Below are 18,242 nucleotides of genomic sequence, written 5' to 3'. Positions count from 1 at the left end.
CCAGGATCACCGGGCGCCGGTGTAGTCGACCTGCCAGTGCTTGATGCCGTTGAGCCAGCCGGACCGCAGCCGCTCGGGCTCGGAGACCGGCTTGAGGTTCGGCATGTGGTCGGCGATCGCGTTGAAGATCAAGTTGATCGTCATCCGGGCCAGGTTGGCACCGATGCAGTAATGCGCTCCGGTGCCGCCGAAGCCGACGTGCGGGTTGGGGTCGCGCAGGATGTTGAACGTGTGGGGGTCGTCGAAGACGTCCTCGTCGAAGTTGGCCGACCGGTAGGACATCACCAACCGCTGACCCTTCTTGATCTGAACGCCGTTGAGCTCCAAGTCTTTATTGGCGGTGCGCTGGAACGCCGACACCGGCGTCGCCCAGCGGACGATCTCGTCGGCCGTGGTGGACGGCCGTTCCTTCTTGAAAAGCTCCCACTGGTCGGGGTTGTCCGCGAAGGCGATCATTCCGTGCGTGATCGAGTTACGGGTGGTCTCGTTGCCGGCCACCGCCAGCATGATGACGAAGAAGCCGAACTCGTCGTCGGACAGCTTCTCTCCGTCGATGTCGGCCTGGATCAAGGTGGTGACGATGTCGTCGGTCGGGTTCTCGTTGCGCTCCGCGGCCATCGCCATGGCGTAGGTGATCAGCTCCAGCGACGACTGTGCGGGGTCGATGTCGGCGTATTCGGGATCCTCTCCGCCGGTCATCTCGTTGGACCAGCGGAACAACTTGTCCCGGTCGTCCTGCGGCACGCCCAGCAGCCCGGCGATGGCCTGCAGCGGCAGCTCGCACGACACCTGCTCGACGAAGTCGCCGGAACCCGCCGTTGCCGCCTCCTCGGCGATGCTCTGGGCCCGGCGGGAGAGCTCATCCTCCAGCCGTCCGATCGCGCGCGGGGTGAACCCGCGCGAGATGATCTTGCGCAGCCGGGTGTGATGCGGAGCGTCCATGTTGAGCATGACGTTGCGCTGCAGCTCGACGCTCTCGCGGGTCATCTCCTTGGGCCAGGTCGGGATCGCGCCGTTCTCCCAACTCGAGAAGTCGTCGCTGCGCCGCGACACCTCCTTGACGTCGGCGTGCTTGGTCACCAGCCAATAGCCGTTGTCCTCGAAGCCCGCGCAGCCGTCGGGCACTTCCACCCAGTGGATCGGTTCCGACTCGCGAAGCTGGGCGAGTTCCGCGACGGGAAGCCCGGCAAGGTTAATGTCGGGGTCGAGGAAGTCGAAGTCCGCCGGAATTTCCGAGTGTGCCATTCGGGTGCTCTCCTAAATTGCAACGAGTTCTAGTGCCAGTAAAACACGGCTCCACCGCAGACAAAAGGCGGTCCGGCATCCTCGCTTGTCATAGTAATGAAACGTGTTCTAGCCTGGCTCCATGGGTAACCCGGTAATCGTCGAAGCCACCCGCAGCCCGATCGGGAAGCGCAATGGATGGCTGTCTGGACTGCACGCCACCGAGCTCCTGGGCGCCACCCAGAAGGCGCTGGTGGACAAGGCCGGCATCGACGCGGGCGACGTCGAACAGATCGTCGGCGGCTGCGTGACGCAATTCGGCGAGCAGTCCAACAACATCACCCGGGTGAGCTGGCTGGTCGCCGGGCTGCCGGAGCACGTCGGCGCCATGACCGTCGACTGCCAGTGCGGCAGCGGCCAGCAGGCCAACGGTCTGGTGGCCGGGCTGATCGCGGCGGGTGCCATCGACATCGGCATCGCCTGCGGCATCGAGGCCATGAGCCGCGTCGGCCTGGGCGCCAACGCCGGTCCCGACCGCAGCATCCTGCGGCCGGCGTCGTGGGACATCGACCTGCCCGACCAGTTCACCGCCGCCGAGCGGATCGCCAAGCGGCGCGGCATCACCCGCGACGAACTCGACGAGTTCGGCTATCAGTCCCAAGCCAAGGCAAAGCAAGCCTGGGCCGAAGGCCGCTTCGATCGCGAGATCTCGCCGCTCGAGGCCCCCGCGCTCGACGAGAACAAGCAGCCGACGGCGGAGCGCGTCACGATCAACCGCGACCAGGGGCTGCGGGAGACGTCGCTGTCGGGGCTGAGCACGCTGAAGCCGGTGCTGGACGGCGGCATTCACACCGCGGGCACCTCGTCGCAGATCTCCGACGGCGCCGCAGCGGTGTTGTGGATGGACGAGGACAAGGCGAAGGCGCTGGGTCTCAAGCCGCGGGCGCGAATCGTCAGCCAGGCGCTCGTCGGTGCCGAGCCCTACTACCACCTCGACGGCCCGGTGCAGTCGACGGCGAAGGTGCTGGAGAAAGCCGGCATGAAGATCGGCGACATCGACCTGGTCGAGATCAACGAGGCGTTCGCGTCGGTCGTGCTGTCCTGGGCGCGGGTGCACGAGCCCGACATGGACCGGGTCAACGTCAACGGCGGCGCGATCGCACTCGGCCACCCGGTGGGCAGCACCGGCAGCCGGCTGATCACCACCGCGCTGCACGAGTTGGAGCGCACCGACAAGAGCACCGCGCTGATCACCATGTGCGCCGGCGGCGCCCTGTCGACCGGGACCATCATCGAACGCATCTAGCACTTGCGCGCGACACCCATAAGATGTGCCCATGCCGAAATCACCGCCACGGTTTCTGAATTCGCCATTCAGCACTTTTTTCATCAAATGGATGTCGCGGCTGAACACCTGGATGTATCGCCGCAATGGCGGTGAAGGTCTGGGCGGCACCTTCCAGAACATCCCCGTCGCGCTGCTGACCACCATCGGCCGCAAGACCGGCGAGGAGCGGGTGAGTCCGCTGTATTTCCTGCGCGACGGTGACCGGGTGGTCGTGGCGGCTTCGCGGGGCGGGTCGGCGAAGAACCCGATGTGGTACCTCAACCTGAAGGCAAACCCGAAGGTGAAAGTACAGATCAAGAAAGAAGTGCTGGACCTGACCGCTCGCGACGCCACCGACGAGGAGCGCGGCAAGTACTGGCCGAAACTGGTCGACATGTATCCGACCTACGAGGACTACCAAGCCTGGACCGACCGCACGATCCCCATCGTCATCTGCGAGTGACAAATGACTGATCGGTTGAACGATGTCGTGTCCGCGCAATACGAGAAGTGGACATATCCCGAACCCATTCAGGACATCACCGAATGGCTTGTCGACGGCTGGCAATGGTTCGACCCGAGTCACGCACACCTGCAACTCTGGCCGGACCGTGAATACCAGCCCGACTCGGACATTCTGATCGCCGGATGCGGCAGCAATCAGGCCGCGATCATCGCCTACAACAATCGCTCTGCCAGGGTGGTGGCGATCGACGTCAGCCAACGGTCACTGGATCACGAGCAGTACCTCAAAGACCGGCACGGGCTGTCCAACCTGGAGTTGCACCGGCTGCCCATCGAAGAGGTGTCGACGCTCGGGCGCGATTTCGACCTGATCATGTCCACCGGGGTGCTGCACCACCTGGCCGATCCGGCGCTGGGTATGAAGGCGCTCGCCGATTGCCTGCGGCCGGGCGGCGCCGTGGCACTGATGCTGTATGCGCGCTACGGCCGGGTCGGCGTCGAGTTGTTGCAATCGGTCTTCCGCGATCTGGGGTTGGGTCAGGACGAGGACGGGATCCGGATGGTCAATGAGACCATCTCAATGCTCGATCCCAACCATCCGTTCCTGGCATACCGCGACACGGCTCCGGACCTGTATTACGATGCGGGCCTTGTCGATACGTGTCTGCACGGCCGCGACCGCAGCTTCACCACCGGAGACTGCATCGAGCTGGTCACCTCGGCCGGACTGGTGTTCCAGCGGTGGTTCCACAACGCGCCGTACTACCCGCACGACCTCAATTCCCTGTCCAACCCGGCCACCGAATTCTTCGCAACGATGAGCGCGTTGCCGGAGCACCAAATGTGGGCTCTGCTGGAAAAACTCAGGACGGCCAATTCGTGCCACTTCTTCATCGCCGCGCACCCCGACCGGCCGAAACAGAGCTACACCATTGACTTTTCGTCGCCCGATGCCCTGGACTACGTGCCGCGGATGCGGCTGAGCTGCCGCTTGACCGGCGCCGAGCTCCATCGCCCGCAGTGGGACATGACCCTCAATGCCGCCGAGTTGCCATTCGTCCAATACATCAACGGGCAGCGCACAATTCGCGAGATCGCGGCCGCCGTCGCCGGCGACGGGACCGACAGCATCAAGCTCGAACTGTACGAGAAGTTCGGCCGCGGGCTGTTTCAGTCGCTGTGGCGGCTCGACTTCGTCGACATGAGCCTGGAAGCGGTCCGCTAGGAACCGGCTCCGTAAACCGGTACCGGCGTGCGCGACTTGGCCAGCAGGTCGGTGACGACGGGCCCCAGCTCAGCCGGATCCCAGCGAGCGCCCTTATCGATCTGCGGGCCGTGCGCCCAACCTTCCGCGACCCGGATCAGGCCGGCTTCGACCTCGAACACCTTGCCGGTGACGTCGCGGGATTCGACGCTGCCCAACCACACCACCAGCGGCGAGACGTTCTCCGGGGCCATCGCGTCGAAGCCGCCGTCCTCGGGAGCCGCCATGGTCTCGGCGAACACCGCCTCGGTCATCCGGGTGCGGGCGGCCGGCGCGATCGCATTGACGGTGATTCCGTAGCGGCCGAATTCGGCGGCACCGACCAAGGTCAGCGCAGCGATGCCGGCCTTCGCGGCCGAGTAGTTGCCCTGCCCCACGCTGCCCTGCAGACCGGCGCCCGAACTGGTGTTGATGATGCGGGCGTTGAGCGTGTCCGGGCCCACCGCACCGGATTTGATCTGGCGGCGCCAGTAACCGGCGGCGTGCCGCAGGGTCGCAAAGTGCCCCTTGAGGTGGACGCGGATCACCGCGTCCCACTCACTTTCACTGGTATTGGCCAACATTCGGTCGCGGATGAAGCCGGCGTTGTTGACCAGCACGTCCAGACCACCGAAGGTGTCGACGGCGGTGTCGATCAGATTCTGCGCGCCCGTCCAGTCGGCGACGTCGTCACCGTTGGCGACCGCTTCGCCCCCGGCCGCGGTGATTTCGTCCACGACCTGTTGTGCCGGGCTATCGCCGGCCGACCCGTCCAGGCCCACCCCGATGTCGTTGACCACCACCCGCGCGCCCTCGGCCGCGAAGGCCAACGCGTGCGCGCGGCCGATCCCGCGGCCCGCACCGGTGACGATGACAACCCGGCCGTCCACCACGCCCATACCCATTACACCTTTCGTTATTTGTTGGCACTCGAGGTGTTCAGGTACTGCGGCGGCTCCCCTCCGCCGTGCACCTCGAGCGTGGCACCGCTGACGTAGGAAGCCACATTGGACACCAAAAACGCTGCGGCCCAACCGACGTCGGCCGGGAGTGCGAGCCGTCCCAGCGGCACGGTGGCCGAGATCCGTTCGATCGACTCGGCATCGCCGTAGAACAGGTCGGCCTGCTCGGTTTCGACCATGCCGACCACGACGGCGTTGACCCGGACCTTGGGCGCCCACTCCACCGCCAGGGTGGTGGTGAGGTTCTCCAGGCCGGCCTTGGCGATCCCGTAGGCCGCCGTACCAGGGGTGGGCCGCCGGCCACTGACACTGCAGACGTTCACGATGGATCCCCCGCTGTCCTGCTGTTGCATCAGCGCGTTGGCGTGCTGCGAAACCAGCAGCGGGGCAAGCACATTCAGGTCGACGATCTTGCGGCTGAAGTTATGCGGGGCCTCGGCCGCCAGCACGTACGGCGACCCTCCGGCGTTGTTGACCACAACGTCGAGGCGGCCGTGCTGCTCACCTATCGAGTCGACGAGCCGCTTGACCGAATCCTCGTCACGGACGTCGCAACTGTGGAATTCGTGCGGGTATCCCTCGACCGGCCGGCGCGCGCAGGCGATCACCGTCGCGCCCTGCTCGGCGAAAACCGCGCTGATCCCGGCGCCGACACCTCGGACTCCGCCGGTCACCAGCACCACCCGCCCGGTCAGGCCGAGATTGATCCCGTCGCCGTTCGGGGGGGCTGATCGCGGATGGGGCACTGTGCTAGCGTACCAAGCAAGTGCTTGCTTAGGTAATCGACCCCAGCAGGAAGTGCCATGACGATCACCTCTTCTACCCTCGAACCGGGCATAGTCGCCGTCACGGTCGACTACCCGCCCGTCAACGCCATCCCGTCGAAAGGATGGTTCGAACTGGCCGACGCGATCACGGCCGCGGGCGCCGATCTGGAGACCCACGCGGTGGTCCTGCGGGCCGAGGGCCGAGGCTTCAACGCCGGCGTGGACATCAAGGAAATGCAGCGTACCGAGGGTTTCACCGCGCTGATCGACGCCAATCGGGGCTGCTTCGCCGCCTTCCGCGCGGTCTACGAATGCGCGGTGCCGGTGATCGCCGCGGTGAACGGATTCTGTGTGGGCGGCGGCATCGGCCTGGTCGGCAACTCCGACGTGATCGTCGCCTCCGACGACGCCACCTTCGGTCTGCCGGAGGTGGAACGCGGTGCGCTCGGCGCGGCCACCCACCTGTCCCGCCTGGTGCCCCAGCACCTGATGCGACGACTGTTCTTCACCGCGGCCACCGTGGACGCCGCCACCCTGCACCATTTCGGGTCGGTGCACGAGGTGGTGCCGCGCTCCGAGTTGGACGAAGCCGCGCTACGGGTGGCCCGCGACATCGCCGCCAAGGACACCCGCGTCATCCGCGCGGCCAAGGAGGCGCTGAACCTCATCGACGTGCAACGGGTCAACTCGAGTTACCGCATGGAGCAAGGGTTTACCTTCGAACTCAACCTCGCCGGAGTCGCCGACGAGCACCGCGACGCGTTCGCCGGCACGGCGAAGGGCAAGAAGTGAGCGACAAGCGCACCACCCTGGACGAGGCCGTCGCGCAGGTCGAAAGCGGCATGACCATCGGCATCGCCGGCTGGGGATCCCGGCGCAAGCCGATGGCCTTCGTCCGCGCCCTGCTGCGCACCGACGTCACCGACCTCACCGTCGTCACCTACGGCGGACCCGACCTGGGCCTGCTGTGCTCGGCCGGCAAGGTGAAGCGCGTCTACTACGGGTTCGTCTCGCTGGACTCCTCGCCGTTCTACGACCCGTGGTTCGCCAAGGCGCGTACCACCGGCGCCATCGAGGCCCGCGAGATGGACGAAGGCATGCTGCGTTGCGGACTGCAGGCGGCGGCCCAGCGGCTGCCGTTCCTGCCGATCCGCGCCGGATTGGGCAGCTCGGTGCTCGACTTCTGGGAGGGTGAGCTGCAGACCGTCACCAGTCCGTATCCGTCGGCGGGCAGCGGGCACGAGACGCTGATCGCGATGCCCGCGCTGACCTTGGACGTCGCCTTTGCGCACCTCAATCTCGGTGACGCAGCGGGCAATGCGGCCTACACCGGCATCGACCCGTACTTCGACGACCTGTTCCTGATGGCCGCGCAGCAGCGCTTCCTGTCGGTGGAACGCGTGGTGTCCACCGAAGAACTGGTCAAAGCCGTTCCGCCGCAGGCACTGTTGATCAACCGGATGATGGTCGACGGTGTCGTGGAAGCGCCGGGCGGTGCCCACTTCACCACCGCCGCACCCGATTACGGACGGGACGAGAAGTTCCAGCGGCACTACGCCGAGGCCGCCTCGACCGACGAGGGCTGGCAGCAGTTCGTGCAGACCTACCTGTCCGGCAGCGAAGAGGACTACCAGGCGGCGGTACGCAAGTTCGGTGAGGAGGCGGGCAAGTGAGCACCACCCGAGCCGAGGTCTGCGCGATCGCGTGCGCCGAATTGTTCCGTGACGCAGGCGAAATCATGATCAGCCCGATGACCAACATGGCCTCGGTGGGCGCCCGGCTGGCACGGCTGACCTTCTCCCCCGACATCCTGCTCACCGACGGTGAAGCCCAGCTGTTGGCCGATACCCCGCCGTTGGGCAAGACGGGTGCCATCGAGGGCTGGATGCCGTTCGGCCGGGTCTTCGAGACCCTGGCCTGGGGCCGGCGGCACGTGGTCATGGGCGCCAATCAGGTTGACCGCTACGGCAATCAGAACATCTCGGCGTTCGGGCCGCTGCAGCAGCCGACCCGGCAGATGTTCGGCGTCCGCGGCTCGCCCGGCAACACCATCAACCACGCGACCAGCTACTGGGTGGGCAATCACTCCAAGCGGGTGTTCACCGATACGGTCGACGTCGTCTCCGGAATCGGCTACGACAAGGTGGACGCGAGCAACCCGGCGTTCCGGTTCGTCAACGTCTACCGGGTGGTGTCCAACCTCGGTGTGTTCGACTTCGGCGGCCCGGACGGCACCATGCGCGCAATGAGCCTGCACCCCGGCGTTGCCCCCGACGAGGTACGGGAGGCGACTTCGTTCGAGGTGCACGGGCTCGACGAGGCTGGCGAGTCCAGGCTGCCGAGCGACGACGAACTCCGCCTGATCCGCGAGGTCATCGACCCGAAGGCGCTGCGCGACAGAGAGATCCGGCAGTGAGGCTGCGTACCCCGCTGACCGAACTGGTCGGCATCGAGCATCCGGTGGTGCAGACCGGGATGGGTTGGGTGGCCGGTGCGCGGCTGGTTTCCGCGACAGCCAATGCCGGCGGGTTGGGCATCCTGGCGTCGGCGACCATGACGCTGGACGAACTGGCTGTGGCGATCAAGAAGGTCAAGGCTGCCACCGACAAGCCGTTCGGGGTGAACATGCGCGCCGACGCGGCCGACGCCGGCGATCGGGTCGAGCTGATGATCCGTGAAGGTGTCAAGGTGGCCTCGTTCGCGTTGGCGCCCAAACAGGAGCTGATCGCCCGGCTGAAAGAAGCCGGCGCCGTGGTGGTTCCGTCGATCGGCGCCGCCAAGCACGCACGCAAGGTCGCCGCCTGGGGTGCGGACGCGATGATCGTGCAGGGTGGGGAGGGCGGCGGGCACACCGGTCCCGTCGCGACCACGCTGCTGCTGCCGTCGGTGCTGGATGCGGTGAAGGACAGCGGGATACCGGTGATCGCCGCGGGCGGGTTCTTCGACGGACGCGGTCTGGCCGCAGCGCTTTCCTACGGCGCCGCTGGTGTTGCCATGGGCACCCGGTTCCTGCTCACCTCGGACTCCACCGTGCCCGACGCCGTCAAGCAGCGGTACCTGGAGTCAGCGCTGGACGGCACCGTAGTCACCACGCGGGTCGACGGCATGCCGCACCGGGTGCTGCGCACCGGACTCGTCGAGAAGCTGGAAAGTGGCTCGCGGGCAAGGGGTTTCACCGCGGCAGTGCGTAATGCGGGGAAGTTCAAGCAGATGTCGCAGATGACCTGGCGCTCGATGATCCAGGACGGGCTGGCCATGCGCCACGGCAAGGAACTGACCTGGTCGCAGGTGGTGATGGCGGCCAACACCCCGATGCTGCTCAAGGCCGGGCTGGTCGAGGGCAACACGGAAGCCGGGGTGCTGGCATCGGGGCAGGTGGCCGGGATCTTGGACGACCTGCCGTCCTGTGCGGAGCTGATCGACACGATCGTGCGCGACGCGATCACGCATTTACAAAAGGCATCTGCGCTGGTCGAGTGAGTGGCGCGTGTCAAATAGGCTACGCTATCGCAGCTATGGCGACCGTCGAGATGGAACCAGCGGCCCCAGAAGCTACCCACCACGCGCTGCCCGACCCGGGTGAAGCGGTACCCAAGCTGGCGCTGCCCACGGTCGGAATCTTTTTCGCCGCACTGACCTCGTTCGTGGTGGCGACCGTCGGTTATCTGCACGGCTGGGCGCCCTGGTGGGTGACCATCCCAGTCAACGCGGCGGTGACATTCGTAATGTTCACCGTCGTGCACGACGCGTCGCACTACTCGATCAGCTCGACGCGCTGGGTGAACGGGCTGATGGGACGACTCGCTTGGCTCTTCGTCGGTCCGGTGGTCGCCTTCCCGTCGTTCGGCTACATCCACATCCAGCATCACCGGCACTCCAACGACGACGACCAGGACCCGGACACCTTCGCTTCGCACGGCAAGTGGTGGCAGCTGCCGCTGCGGTGGTCGCTGGTCGAGTACTTCTATCTGCGGTACTACCTGCCGCGGGCGCGCAGCCGACCGGTCGGCGAGGTCGCCGAGACGCTGGCGATGATGGCTTTGAGCGTGACCGGGCTGGTGGTCGCGATCGTCACCGGAAACTTCTGGGCACTAGCCGTCGTCTTCCTGATCCCGCAGCGCATCGGGCTCACCGTCCTGGCGTGGTGGTTCGACTGGCTGCCGCACCACGGACTGGCCGACACCCAGCGCACCAACCGCTACCGTGCCACCCGCAACCGGGTCGGCGCCGAATGGTTGTTCACCCCGGTGCTGCTGTCGCAGAACTACCACCTGGTGCACCACCTGCACCCGTCGGTGCCGTTCTACCGCTACGTGCGCACGTGGAAGCGCAACGAAGAGGCTTACCTGGAACGCAACGCGGCGATCTCCACGGTCTTCGGTCAGCAGCTGAATCCGGACGAGTTCCGGGAGTGGAAGGAACTGAACGGCCGGCTGGCGAAATTGCTGCCGGTGCGGATGCCGAGCCGGTCCAGCTCTCCGCACGGGGTGTTCCACCGCATCCCGGTGGCCTCCGTCGATCCGATCACCGCCGACAGCACCCTGGTCACCTTCGCCGTGCCGGAAGCATTGCGGGACGCGTTCCGGTTCGAGCCGGGCCAGCACGTGACGGTGCGCACCGACCTGGGCGGTCAGGGGGTACGCCGTAACTACTCGATCTGCGCCGCCGCGACCCGTGCCCAGTTGCGCATCGCGGTCAAACACATTGGCGGCGGGGCGTTCTCGACGTTCGTGGCCGAGCGGTTGCAGGCCGGTGACGTCCTGGAGCTGATGACACCCACCGGGCGGTTCGGCACGGCGTTGAATCCGTTGCACCGCAAGCACTACGTGGGCCTGGTGGCCGGCAGCGGGATCACGCCGGTGCTGTCCATCCTCGCGACGACCCTCGAGGTCGAGACCGAAAGCCGGTTCACGCTGATCTACGGCAACCGCACCAAGGAATCGACGATGTTCCGCGCCGAGCTGGATCGGCTGGAGGCGCGCTATGCCGACCGGCTGGAGATCCTGCACGTGCTGTCGGGTGAGTCGATGCACACGCCCGCACTGCGCGGCCGCATCGACCGCGACAAGCTCAACCTGTGGCTGACCGGAAACCTGCAGCCGGATGCCGTTGACGAGTGGTTCATCTGCGGACCGATGGAGATGACGACGACGGTCCGTGAGGTGCTGCTCGAGCATTGCGTGGACTCCGAACGGATCCACCTCGAACTGTTCCACGGCTTCGGCACCGCATCGCCGGCCGAACACGAATACGGCTCGGCGACAGTGACTTTCACGCTGTCCGGCGAGCAGTACAGCTACGACCTGGCCCCCGGCGACTCGATTCTGGAAGGCACGCTGCAGGTGCGCGACGACGCGCCGTACGCCTGCATGGGCGGGGCGTGCGGGACGTGCCGGGCGCGGCTGGTCGAGGGGCAGGTGGAGATGGATCACAACTTCGCGCTGGGGCAGGCCGAACTCGACGCCGGCTACATTCTGACGTGCCAGTCGCATCCGACGACGCCGTTCGTGGCGGTCGACTTCGACGCTTGATTTCCTTCCCGGCCGAACGTGAATTACACGACGCGACACGCCGATTCGGTGTCGCGCCGTTCACACTCGTTGTGATGCCTGCCATCCGGCGGCGTGCATCGCCCGGTAGACGCGGGAGATGATGGTGCCCTGCCGGTAACGCAGGAGATCACGACTGACCCTGATGACTGTCCACCCGAGCTCCGTCAACGCGACTTGCCGCTCGATATCGCGGGCCTGCTGGTCGGGCTCCGTCCAGTGTTGCGGCCCGTCGTATTCAACGGCGACCCGAAACTCCCGATAGCCCATATCGACGCGGGCGACGAAATCCCCGTATTCGTCGTAAACCCTGATCTGCGTCTGCGGTTTCGGCAGGCCCGCATCGATTAACACCAATCGGAGCCGCGTCTCCTGGGGCGATTCCGCACCCCCGTCGACAAGCGGCAACACCCGTCGCAGCCTGGTCAGCCCGCGCACACCGCGATGTTCGGAGATCACGGCTTCGATGTCGGCGATCTTGACGTCGGTCGCGTTCGCCAACGCGTCGAGTCGCTGGACGGCGTGTAACCGGACGGTGGTTCGTCGTCCGATATCGAAGGCGGTGCGCGCCGGGCTGGTCACCGGAATCCCCGCCCTGGTCATCGTCTCGTGGAGCGCCAACCTGTCCGAATGAACAGTGATGCGGGCCGGTGGTTTTCGGTTGTCGTGGACCAATTCCGCATCAAGCTTCGAGCTGACCCACTTCGTACCGAGCAGTGCCGCCGCCGAGTTGCCGGCAACGACCGCACGCCGGCGCGACCATAGCCAAGCCGCCTCGGCACGCTGAACCGCCGTCAGTTCGATACCCGCCGGGCTGTACACCCCGGGATAGACGGGTTCGTAGAGCAGTCGCATTGCCCGCTCTGGAATCACCCCGCAGGCCAGTGCTTCGGCGCCAAGAAACGGCCAGTCCATGCGGGCATGCTGCCAACAATGTGCGGCGGCTCGTCACCACTGATCCACAGCCCCTAAACCGCCGCCCGGCGGGGCCCGCCCGAGTGTGAAGTTTACGACCCGACACGCCGCGTGGACGTCGGGAGATTCACGCTCGGCGGTGAGGGGTCAGAGCCGTTCGATGATGGTGACGTTGGCGGTGCCGCCACCCTCGCACATGGTCTGCAGACCATAGCGACCCCCGGTGCGCTCCAACGTGTTCAGCATCGTGGTGAACAGTTTGGCTCCGGTGGCGCCCAGCGGATGCCCGAGCGCGATAGCGCCGCCGGACGGGTTGACCTTCTCCGGGTCGGCCTTGATCTCCTTGAGCCAGGCCAGAACTACCGGTGCGAATGCCTCGTTGATCTCCACGGTGTCGATGTCGTCAATGGACAGGCCGGTCTTCTCCAGCGCGTAGCGGGTGGCCGGAATGGGACCGGTCAGCATGAACACCGGGTCGGCGGCCCGGGCACTGATGTGATGGATGCGGGCCCGGGGGGTCAGTCCGTGATCCTTGACCGCCTGCTCGGAGGCCAGCAACACCGCCGACGCTCCGTCGGAGATCTGGCTGGCCATCGCCGCCGTCAACCGGCCACCTTCGACCAGGGGCTTGAGGCCGGCCATCTTCTCCAGGGACGATTCGCGCGGCCCCTCATCGACCCGGAACGGCCCGGTTTCGGTTTCCACGGTGAGGATTTCGTTGTCGAAGTTGCCGCCGCGGATGGCGGCGAAGGCGCGCTCATGGCTGGTCAGCGAGTAGCGTTCCATCTCTTCGCGCGACAGGTTCCACTTCTCGGCGATCAGCTCCGAGCCGCGGAACTGCGAGATCTCCTGGTCGCCGTAGCGGTGGAGCCACTGCTTGGATTCGCTGGTCGGCGAGGTGAAGCCGAACTGCTCGCCGACGGTCATCGCCGACGAGATCGGAATCTGACTCATGTTCTGCATGCCGCCGGCCACAATCAGGTCGGCGGTTCCCGACAAGATCGCCTGTGCGCCAAACGAAACCGCTTGTTGGCTGGAGCCGCACTGCCGGTCGACGGTGACGCCGGGCACCTCTTCGGGGTAGCCGGCAGCCAACCACGACAGCCGGGCGATGTTGCCGGCTTGGCCGCCGATGGCGTCGACACAACCCGCGATCACGTCGTCGACCGCACCCGGATCGACGTCGTTGCGGTCGAACAACCCGCGCCAGCCCAGCGCGCCCAGGTCGACGGGGTGTACCCCGGCCAGCGCGCCGCCGCGCTTGCCAACCGCGGTCCGCACAGCGTCGATGACGTACGCTTCCGGCATTTTCAGACTCCTTCTTTTGCGATCCCGCCCAGCACGATGGCGAGGTATTTCTGACCGACCTCGTGCGCGGTGAGCGGTCCGCCGGGTTGATACCAGCGCACCGACACCCACGTGGTGTCTCGGATGAAGCGGTAGACCAGGTCGACGTCCAGATCGGGCCGGAAGTAGCCCTCCTCGATGCCCTGGTGCAGGACGTCGACCCACATTTTCCGCTGCTGCTTGTTCAGGTCTTCGATGTAGGAGAACCGCGGCTGCGACGAAAGTCGTTGCGCCTCATCCTGATAGATGACGACTTGCGCGTGCCGGTGCTCGATGGCCTCGAACGACGTCATGAACAGGCCCTTGAGCCGTTCCAGCGGATTGGTTTGACTGTCGACGATCTCGCGGTAACGGCTGAAGAGCCAGTCCAGGAACCCGCGCAGCAACTCGTCGACCATCTCCTCTTTGGACGCGAAGTGGTGGTACAGGCTGCCCGACAGGATGCCGGCGCCGTCGGCGATGTCACGTACCGTAGTGGCGCGCAACCCGCGCTCGGCGAACATCACCGCGGCGAGTTCCAACAACTCGTCTCGGCGGCTGTTTGCCTGACCGGTCACTCGGTCCACTGCATCAGGGTATCAACCAAGCGCTTGCTCGGCCAAGGTGGGGGTTTTCGTGCTGGGCTTTCTCGTCCAGGAAGTTCTGCAAAAACTGCACATCACGGCGGCATCGGATCTTATCCTTTGATGAAGTTCGAGCTCGCGGGGAGACGAGCGACGGGGATCATCGGGGGTTCATTGTGAGTTTTTTTGCTCTTCCACCAGAGATCAATTCCCTGCGGATGTTCCTGGGTGCAGGTTCGGCGCCGTTGCTGCAGGCGTCGGCCGCCTGGTCCGGACTCGCCGAGGAATTGGCTTCGGCGGCCGACTCGTTCTCCTCAGTGACCACCAACCTGGCCAGCCAGGCGTGGCAAGGTCCGGCTGCCAAGGCGATGTCCGCGGCGGCAGCGCCATACTCGGCGTTCTTGCAAGCCGCATCTGAGCGAGCAGTCAACGCTGCCGGCTCAGCCCAGGCCATAGCCGGAGCATTCGAAGCGGCCAAGGCTGCGACAATCCACCCGGAGGTCGTCGCGGCAAACCGCAACGCATTCGTGCAGCTGGTCCGATCAAACTTCTTCGGACTGAACGCACCTGCGATCGCCGCAGCGGAAAATATCTACGAAGAATTCTGGGCCGCAGATGTGGCCGCCCTGGTTAACTATCACGGTTTGGCGTCTGCAGCGGCAACGCAATTGTCCTCGTGGCAGCAGACATTAAGGGGCCTACCCGGTATCGGACAATTCGTCAGCGGAATCGGATCAGCCGCCCCGGGCGACCCGAATTTTGGTATCGGGAACCTTGGCGGCGGCAATATCGGGAACGGCAACAACAGCTTTACCGGGCCTGGCAACTTCGGTAACGGCAACCTCGGTTCAGGCAACATCGGCAGCGGCAACTTCGGCAACGACAATGTCGGCAGTGGCAACATTGGCAGCGATAACCGAGGCGCTGGGAATGTCGGCTACGGCAACGTCGGCTTCGGAAATGGGGGCTTAGGAAGCAGCGGTGGCTTGTTTAGCCAGCCCACGCTGGGCAGTAACAACGTAGGCCTGGGCAACAGTGGTAATAATAATTTTGGGTTAGGGAACAGCGGTAACGGAAACCAAGGTGCCGGTAACACCGGGAACAACAACATCGGATTCGGACTCACCGGAAACAATCTGATCGGCGTCGGCGGCGCTCACTATGACCTGGCGTCGGGTCAATTCCACTTCGACGGACTGAACTCCGGCACCAACAACATCGGCTTCGGCAACTCGGGTAGTAACAACATCGGGTTCTTCAACTCCGGCGACGGCAACATCGGCTTCTTCAGTTCAGGCGCCAACACCCTTACCGGCGGCCTCAATAGCCTGGGCTTGGGCAACTCGGGAACGGGGGCGATTGGCTTCGGGAATTCGGGCGTCGGAAACTTCGGCTTCGGCAATGCGGGTGCCCTGAACACGGGCCTTGCGAATGCGGGGCCGGGAAACACCGGGTTCGGAAACTCTGGCGGGTGGAATACCGGCATGCACAACTCGGGTACCTACAACACGTTCTCCGGGAATTCGGGAAACACCAATACGGGTTTCTGGAATGCCGGAGACTTCAACACTGCGATCGGCTCTAGCACCGATGTGCCCGGCACATTCAGCTCTGGCTTCAACAACTCGGGTGGCTTCGTCTCCGGCTTCAATAATTCGCTGTCCGGTCCCAATGCGTACGGGGTTTCAGGGTTCGGAAATACGGTGGGTGGCGCGAACAGTTTGAACAGCATGATGTCGGGCTTTTTCAACACTGGCGTCCCGAAGAGCTTGCCGCCCTTCCCCCCTGCCGTCACAGTTAGCGGATTGAATTCTGGTTTATTCAACGTAGGCACGGCGATTTCAGGACTATTCAGCCTACAATCCGCGCTTTCCTGAAAAATTCGACTTCGCACCTACCCCTAGGCCAGCAGCCTTTCAGCCGCTCAATCAAAACCCTACGGGTGCTGGCTGGACACCGAAATCACTTCTCCGGTCAGGTAACTGGCGTAGTCACTGGCCAGGAACGCGATGGTGGCCGCCACCTCCCACGGTTCGGCGGCCCGCCCGAACGCCTCACCGGCCGATAGCCGGTCCAGCAACTCCGAAGACGACGTCTTGTCCAGGAATTTGTGCCGCGCGATGCTGGGTGACACAGCGTTGATCCGCACTCCGTATTCCGCGGCTTCGATTGCGCTGCAACGCGTCAACGCCATCACGCCGGCCTTGGCGGCGGCGTAGTGCGACTGCGAGTGCTGGGCCCGCCAGCCCAGGACGCTGGCATTGTTGACGATCACCCCGCCGTGCGGGGCGTCCCGGAAGTACCGCAGCGCGGCCCGGGTGGCGCGGAACACCGACGTCAACGACACGTCCAGGACGCGGTCCCACTCTTCGTCGGTCATGTCAGCAACCGGCGTCTGACCGCCCAGGCCCGCGTTGTTGACCAGCACGTCCAACCGGCCGAATCGTGCTGTGGCGGTGGATATCAGCGCGTCGACCTGCGCGGTGGAAGTCACGTCGCATACCACGCTCTCCACCCGGCCCTGTCCGAGCGCCGCCAACTCCGCAGCCGTCTCACCCAACCGTCGTTCGTGGTGGTCGGACACCAGCACATCGGCACCCTCGGCCAGGGCCCTACGAGCGGTGGACGAACCGATCCCGGTGCCGGCCGCCGCCGTCACCACCACCACCTTGCCGTCCAGAAGACCGTGTCCGGCAATCTCTTTCGGCGCTTCCGACAAGCTCATCCCTTGACCTCCCGAGGCAGGCCGAGCACCCGCTCGGCGATGATGTTGCGCTGGATCTCATTCGACCCGCCGTAGATGGTGTCGGCGCGGGTGAACAGGAACAACCGCTGCCATTCGTCGAAATCGCCGTCGGTCAGCGTCAGTCCCGGCTTGCCCAGCACATCCATCGCCAGCTCGCCCAGACTGCGATGCCAGTTGGCCCACAACAACTTCGACACGTTGTCCTGGCCCGGCTGCTCGACATCCATCGTCGCCAACGCATACGAACGCATCGCCCGCAACCCGGTCCAGGCCCGGGTCAGCCGTTCCCGAATGGCCGGGTCTTCGGCCGCGCCGGTGCGCCGGGCGAGGTCGGCCAAGTTGGAAAGCTCACGGGCATAGACGATCTGCTGCCCCAGCGTGGAAACACCCCGCTCGAAGGTCAGCGTTCCCATCGCCACCCGCCAACCGTCGCCGGGCTGGCCGACCACCAGCGAGGCTTCGGTGCGGGCGTCGTCGAAGAACACCTCGTTGAACTCCGCGGTGCCGGTGATCTGGATGATCGGACGCACCTCGACACCGGGTTGGTCCAGTGGCACCAGCAGATACGACAGCCCGGCGTGCCGCTTGGAACCCTTCTCGGTGCGCGCGACGACGAAACACCACTGCGACAAATGTGCCAGCGACGTCCACACCTTCTGCCCATTGATCACCCACTCGTCACCGTCCAGCTCGGCGGTGGTGGAGACGTTGGCGAGGTCACTGCCGGCGCCGGGTTCGGAATATCCCTGGCACCACAGCTCGGTGACGTCGAGGATGCGCGGCAGGAAACGCTGCTGCTGCTCGGGTGTCCCGTAAGCGATCAGCGTCGGCCCGAGTAGCTCCTCGCCGAAGTGGTTGACCTTGTCCGGGGCGTCGGCCAGCGCGTATTCCTCGTAGAAGGCCACCCGGTGCGCGGTGGAAAGTCCGCGTCCGCCGTGTTCAACCGGCCAGCCCAGACAGGTCAGCCCGGCTCTGGCGAGGTGCTGGTTCCAGGCCCGGCGTTCTTCGAACGCTTCGTGCTCGCGTCCGGGCCCGCCCAGACCCTTGAGTGCTGCGAAGTCGCCGACCAGATTGTCGGCGAGCCACTGACGGACCTCTGCCCGGAACTCTTCGACGTCCTGCATGACCTGTAGG

General features: G+C 65.3%; 17 protein-coding genes. 9 read left to right on the top strand and 8 right to left on the bottom strand.

What is annotated here, in order from left to right; all coding sequences use genetic code 11:
• Positions 1–6: 6 nt before the first annotated feature.
• Positions 7–1,245 (bottom strand): cytochrome P450, encoded by a 1,239-nt coding sequence (locus tag AC5Y46_RS02925; RefSeq protein WP_499990038.1) that lies wholly within the window; start codon positions 1,243–1,245, stop codon positions 7–9.
• A 121-nt stretch (positions 1,246–1,366) separates the two neighbouring features.
• Here AC5Y46_RS02925 and AC5Y46_RS02920 point away from each other — a divergent pair, with 121 nt between their 5' ends.
• Genes AC5Y46_RS02920 through AC5Y46_RS02910 form a run of 3 tightly spaced genes read left to right on the top strand, consistent with a single transcriptional unit; the run spans position 1,367 to position 4,241 of the window.
• Complete coding sequence (locus AC5Y46_RS02920; RefSeq protein ID WP_499990037.1) at positions 1,367–2,530, top strand: steroid 3-ketoacyl-CoA thiolase; 1,164 nt, start codon at positions 1,367–1,369, stop codon at positions 2,528–2,530.
• A 31-nt stretch (positions 2,531–2,561) separates the two neighbouring features.
• Positions 2,562–3,014 (top strand): nitroreductase family deazaflavin-dependent oxidoreductase, encoded by a 453-nt coding sequence (locus AC5Y46_RS02915; protein WP_499943212.1) that lies wholly within the window; start codon positions 2,562–2,564, stop codon positions 3,012–3,014.
• A gap of 3 nt (positions 3,015–3,017) precedes the next feature.
• The gene (locus AC5Y46_RS02910; RefSeq protein ID WP_499990036.1) at positions 3,018–4,241 is read left to right on the top strand and encodes a class I SAM-dependent methyltransferase; all 1,224 of its coding nucleotides are present in this window, start codon (positions 3,018–3,020) and stop codon (positions 4,239–4,241) included.
• Here the strand turns inward: AC5Y46_RS02910 and AC5Y46_RS02905 are convergent.
• Together AC5Y46_RS02905 and AC5Y46_RS02900 are read right to left on the bottom strand one after the other, a co-directional pair.
• The gene (locus AC5Y46_RS02905; RefSeq protein WP_499990035.1) at positions 4,238–5,158 is read right to left on the bottom strand and encodes an SDR family oxidoreductase; all 921 of its coding nucleotides are present in this window, start codon (positions 5,156–5,158) and stop codon (positions 4,238–4,240) included. The two genes, AC5Y46_RS02910 and AC5Y46_RS02905, sit on opposite strands and share 4 nt — an antisense overlap.
• Positions 5,159–5,175: 17 nt before the next feature.
• Positions 5,176–5,967 carry an SDR family oxidoreductase gene (locus AC5Y46_RS02900; protein ID WP_499990034.1) on the bottom strand — a complete coding sequence of 264 codons (792 nt, stop codon included), beginning with the start codon at positions 5,965–5,967 and terminating at the stop codon, positions 5,176–5,178.
• A gap of 57 nt (positions 5,968–6,024) precedes the next feature.
• Here AC5Y46_RS02900 and echA20 point away from each other — a divergent pair, with 57 nt between their 5' ends.
• Genes echA20 through AC5Y46_RS02875 form a run of 5 tightly spaced genes read left to right on the top strand, consistent with a single transcriptional unit; the run spans position 6,025 to position 11,519 of the window.
• Entirely contained in the window at positions 6,025–6,780 is a 756-nt protein-coding gene (echA20, locus tag AC5Y46_RS02895) for a (7aS)-7a-methyl-1,5-dioxo-2,3,5,6,7,7a-hexahydro-1H-indene-carboxyl-CoA hydrolase (RefSeq protein WP_499990032.1), read from the top strand.
• Positions 6,777–7,661, top strand: a complete 885-nt coding sequence (ipdA, locus tag AC5Y46_RS02890) for a cholesterol ring-cleaving hydrolase subunit IpdA (RefSeq protein ID WP_499990031.1) — start codon at positions 6,777–6,779, stop codon at positions 7,659–7,661. Before echA20 ends, ipdA begins: the two co-directional genes overlap by 4 nt.
• Entirely contained in the window at positions 7,658–8,404 is a 747-nt protein-coding gene (gene ipdB / locus AC5Y46_RS02885) for a cholesterol ring-cleaving hydrolase subunit IpdB (RefSeq protein ID WP_499990030.1), read from the top strand. The genes ipdA and ipdB overlap by 4 nt, the downstream gene beginning before the upstream one ends.
• Positions 8,401–9,468 carry a (3aS,4S,5R,7aS)-5-hydroxy-7a-methyl-1-oxo-octahydro-1H-indene-4-carboxyl-CoA dehydrogenase gene (gene ipdC, locus AC5Y46_RS02880; RefSeq protein ID WP_499943219.1) on the top strand — a complete coding sequence of 356 codons (1,068 nt, stop codon included), beginning with the start codon at positions 8,401–8,403 and terminating at the stop codon, positions 9,466–9,468. Before ipdB ends, ipdC begins: the two co-directional genes overlap by 4 nt.
• Positions 9,465–11,519 carry a fatty acid desaturase gene (locus AC5Y46_RS02875; RefSeq protein WP_499990029.1) on the top strand — a complete coding sequence of 685 codons (2,055 nt, stop codon included), beginning with the start codon at positions 9,465–9,467 and terminating at the stop codon, positions 11,517–11,519. Before ipdC ends, AC5Y46_RS02875 begins: the two co-directional genes overlap by 4 nt.
• 60 nt (positions 11,520–11,579) lie before the next feature.
• On the opposite strand, the gene AC5Y46_RS02870 is transcribed toward AC5Y46_RS02875, so the two are convergent.
• The 3 genes from AC5Y46_RS02870 to kstR2 form a co-directional block, all read right to left on the bottom strand.
• Complete coding sequence (locus tag AC5Y46_RS02870; RefSeq protein ID WP_499943221.1) at positions 11,580–12,452, bottom strand: DUF559 domain-containing protein; 873 nt, start codon at positions 12,450–12,452, stop codon at positions 11,580–11,582.
• Between the two features lie 147 nt (positions 12,453–12,599).
• Positions 12,600–13,760 carry a steroid 3-ketoacyl-CoA thiolase FadA6 gene (gene fadA6, locus AC5Y46_RS02865; RefSeq protein WP_499943222.1) on the bottom strand — a complete coding sequence of 387 codons (1,161 nt, stop codon included), beginning with the start codon at positions 13,758–13,760 and terminating at the stop codon, positions 12,600–12,602.
• Positions 13,761–13,762: 2 nt separating this feature from the next.
• On the bottom strand, positions 13,763–14,365 hold the full coding sequence (kstR2, locus tag AC5Y46_RS02860) for a TetR family transcriptional regulator KstR2 (RefSeq protein ID WP_499943223.1): 603 nt from the start codon (positions 14,363–14,365) through the stop codon (positions 13,763–13,765).
• A 170-nt stretch (positions 14,366–14,535) separates the two neighbouring features.
• Here kstR2 and AC5Y46_RS02855 point away from each other — a divergent pair, with 170 nt between their 5' ends.
• Positions 14,536–16,239 carry a PPE family protein gene (locus AC5Y46_RS02855; protein ID WP_499943417.1) on the top strand — a complete coding sequence of 568 codons (1,704 nt, stop codon included), beginning with the start codon at positions 14,536–14,538 and terminating at the stop codon, positions 16,237–16,239.
• 59 nt (positions 16,240–16,298) lie between these two features.
• On the opposite strand, the gene ipdF is transcribed toward AC5Y46_RS02855, so the two are convergent.
• The gene (ipdF, locus tag AC5Y46_RS02850; protein ID WP_499943224.1) at positions 16,299–17,087 is read right to left on the bottom strand and encodes a (5R,7aS)-5-hydroxy-7a-methyl-1-oxo-2,3,5,6,7,7a-hexahydro-1H-indene-carboxyl-CoA reductase; all 789 of its coding nucleotides are present in this window, start codon (positions 17,085–17,087) and stop codon (positions 16,299–16,301) included.
• A complete protein-coding gene (gene ipdE1 / locus AC5Y46_RS02845; RefSeq protein WP_499943225.1) occupies positions 17,084–18,232 on the bottom strand; it encodes an acyl-CoA dehydrogenase IpdE1 in 1,149 nt (382 codons plus the stop codon). The genes ipdF and ipdE1 overlap by 4 nt, the downstream gene beginning before the upstream one ends.
• Positions 18,233–18,242: the final 10 nt, after the last annotated feature.

It is taken from the genome of Mycobacterium sp. NGS59 (assembly GCF_059812345.1).
Note: the sequence above shows the minus strand (reverse complement) of the source record. Positions and strands in the feature narration are given on the sequence as shown.

Excerpts from the sequence above, each read along its gene's own strand:
- ipdF (WP_499943224.1), bottom strand. The coding sequence starts at position 17,087 with ATGAGCTTGTCGGAAGCGCCGAAAGAGATTGCCGGACACGGTCTTCTG.
- AC5Y46_RS02910 (WP_499990036.1), top strand. The coding sequence starts at position 3,018 with ATGACTGATCGGTTGAACGATGTCGTGTCCGCGCAATACGAGAAGTGG.
- echA20 (WP_499990032.1), top strand. The coding sequence starts at position 6,025 with ATGACGATCACCTCTTCTACCCTCGAACCGGGCATAGTCGCCGTCACG.
- AC5Y46_RS02915 (WP_499943212.1), top strand. The coding sequence starts at position 2,562 with ATGCCGAAATCACCGCCACGGTTTCTGAATTCGCCATTCAGCACTTTT.
- AC5Y46_RS02905 (WP_499990035.1), bottom strand. The coding sequence starts at position 5,158 with ATGGGCGTGGTGGACGGCCGGGTTGTCATCGTCACCGGTGCGGGCCGC.
- AC5Y46_RS02920 (WP_499990037.1), top strand. The coding sequence starts at position 1,367 with ATGGGTAACCCGGTAATCGTCGAAGCCACCCGCAGCCCGATCGGGAAG.
- AC5Y46_RS02870 (WP_499943221.1), bottom strand. The coding sequence starts at position 12,452 with ATGGACTGGCCGTTTCTTGGCGCCGAAGCACTGGCCTGCGGGGTGATT.
- AC5Y46_RS02925 (WP_499990038.1), bottom strand. The coding sequence starts at position 1,245 with ATGGCACACTCGGAAATTCCGGCGGACTTCGACTTCCTCGACCCCGAC.
- ipdE1 (WP_499943225.1), bottom strand. The coding sequence starts at position 18,232 with ATGCAGGACGTCGAAGAGTTCCGGGCAGAGGTCCGTCAGTGGCTCGCC.
- fadA6 (WP_499943222.1), bottom strand. The coding sequence starts at position 13,760 with ATGCCGGAAGCGTACGTCATCGACGCTGTGCGGACCGCGGTTGGCAAG.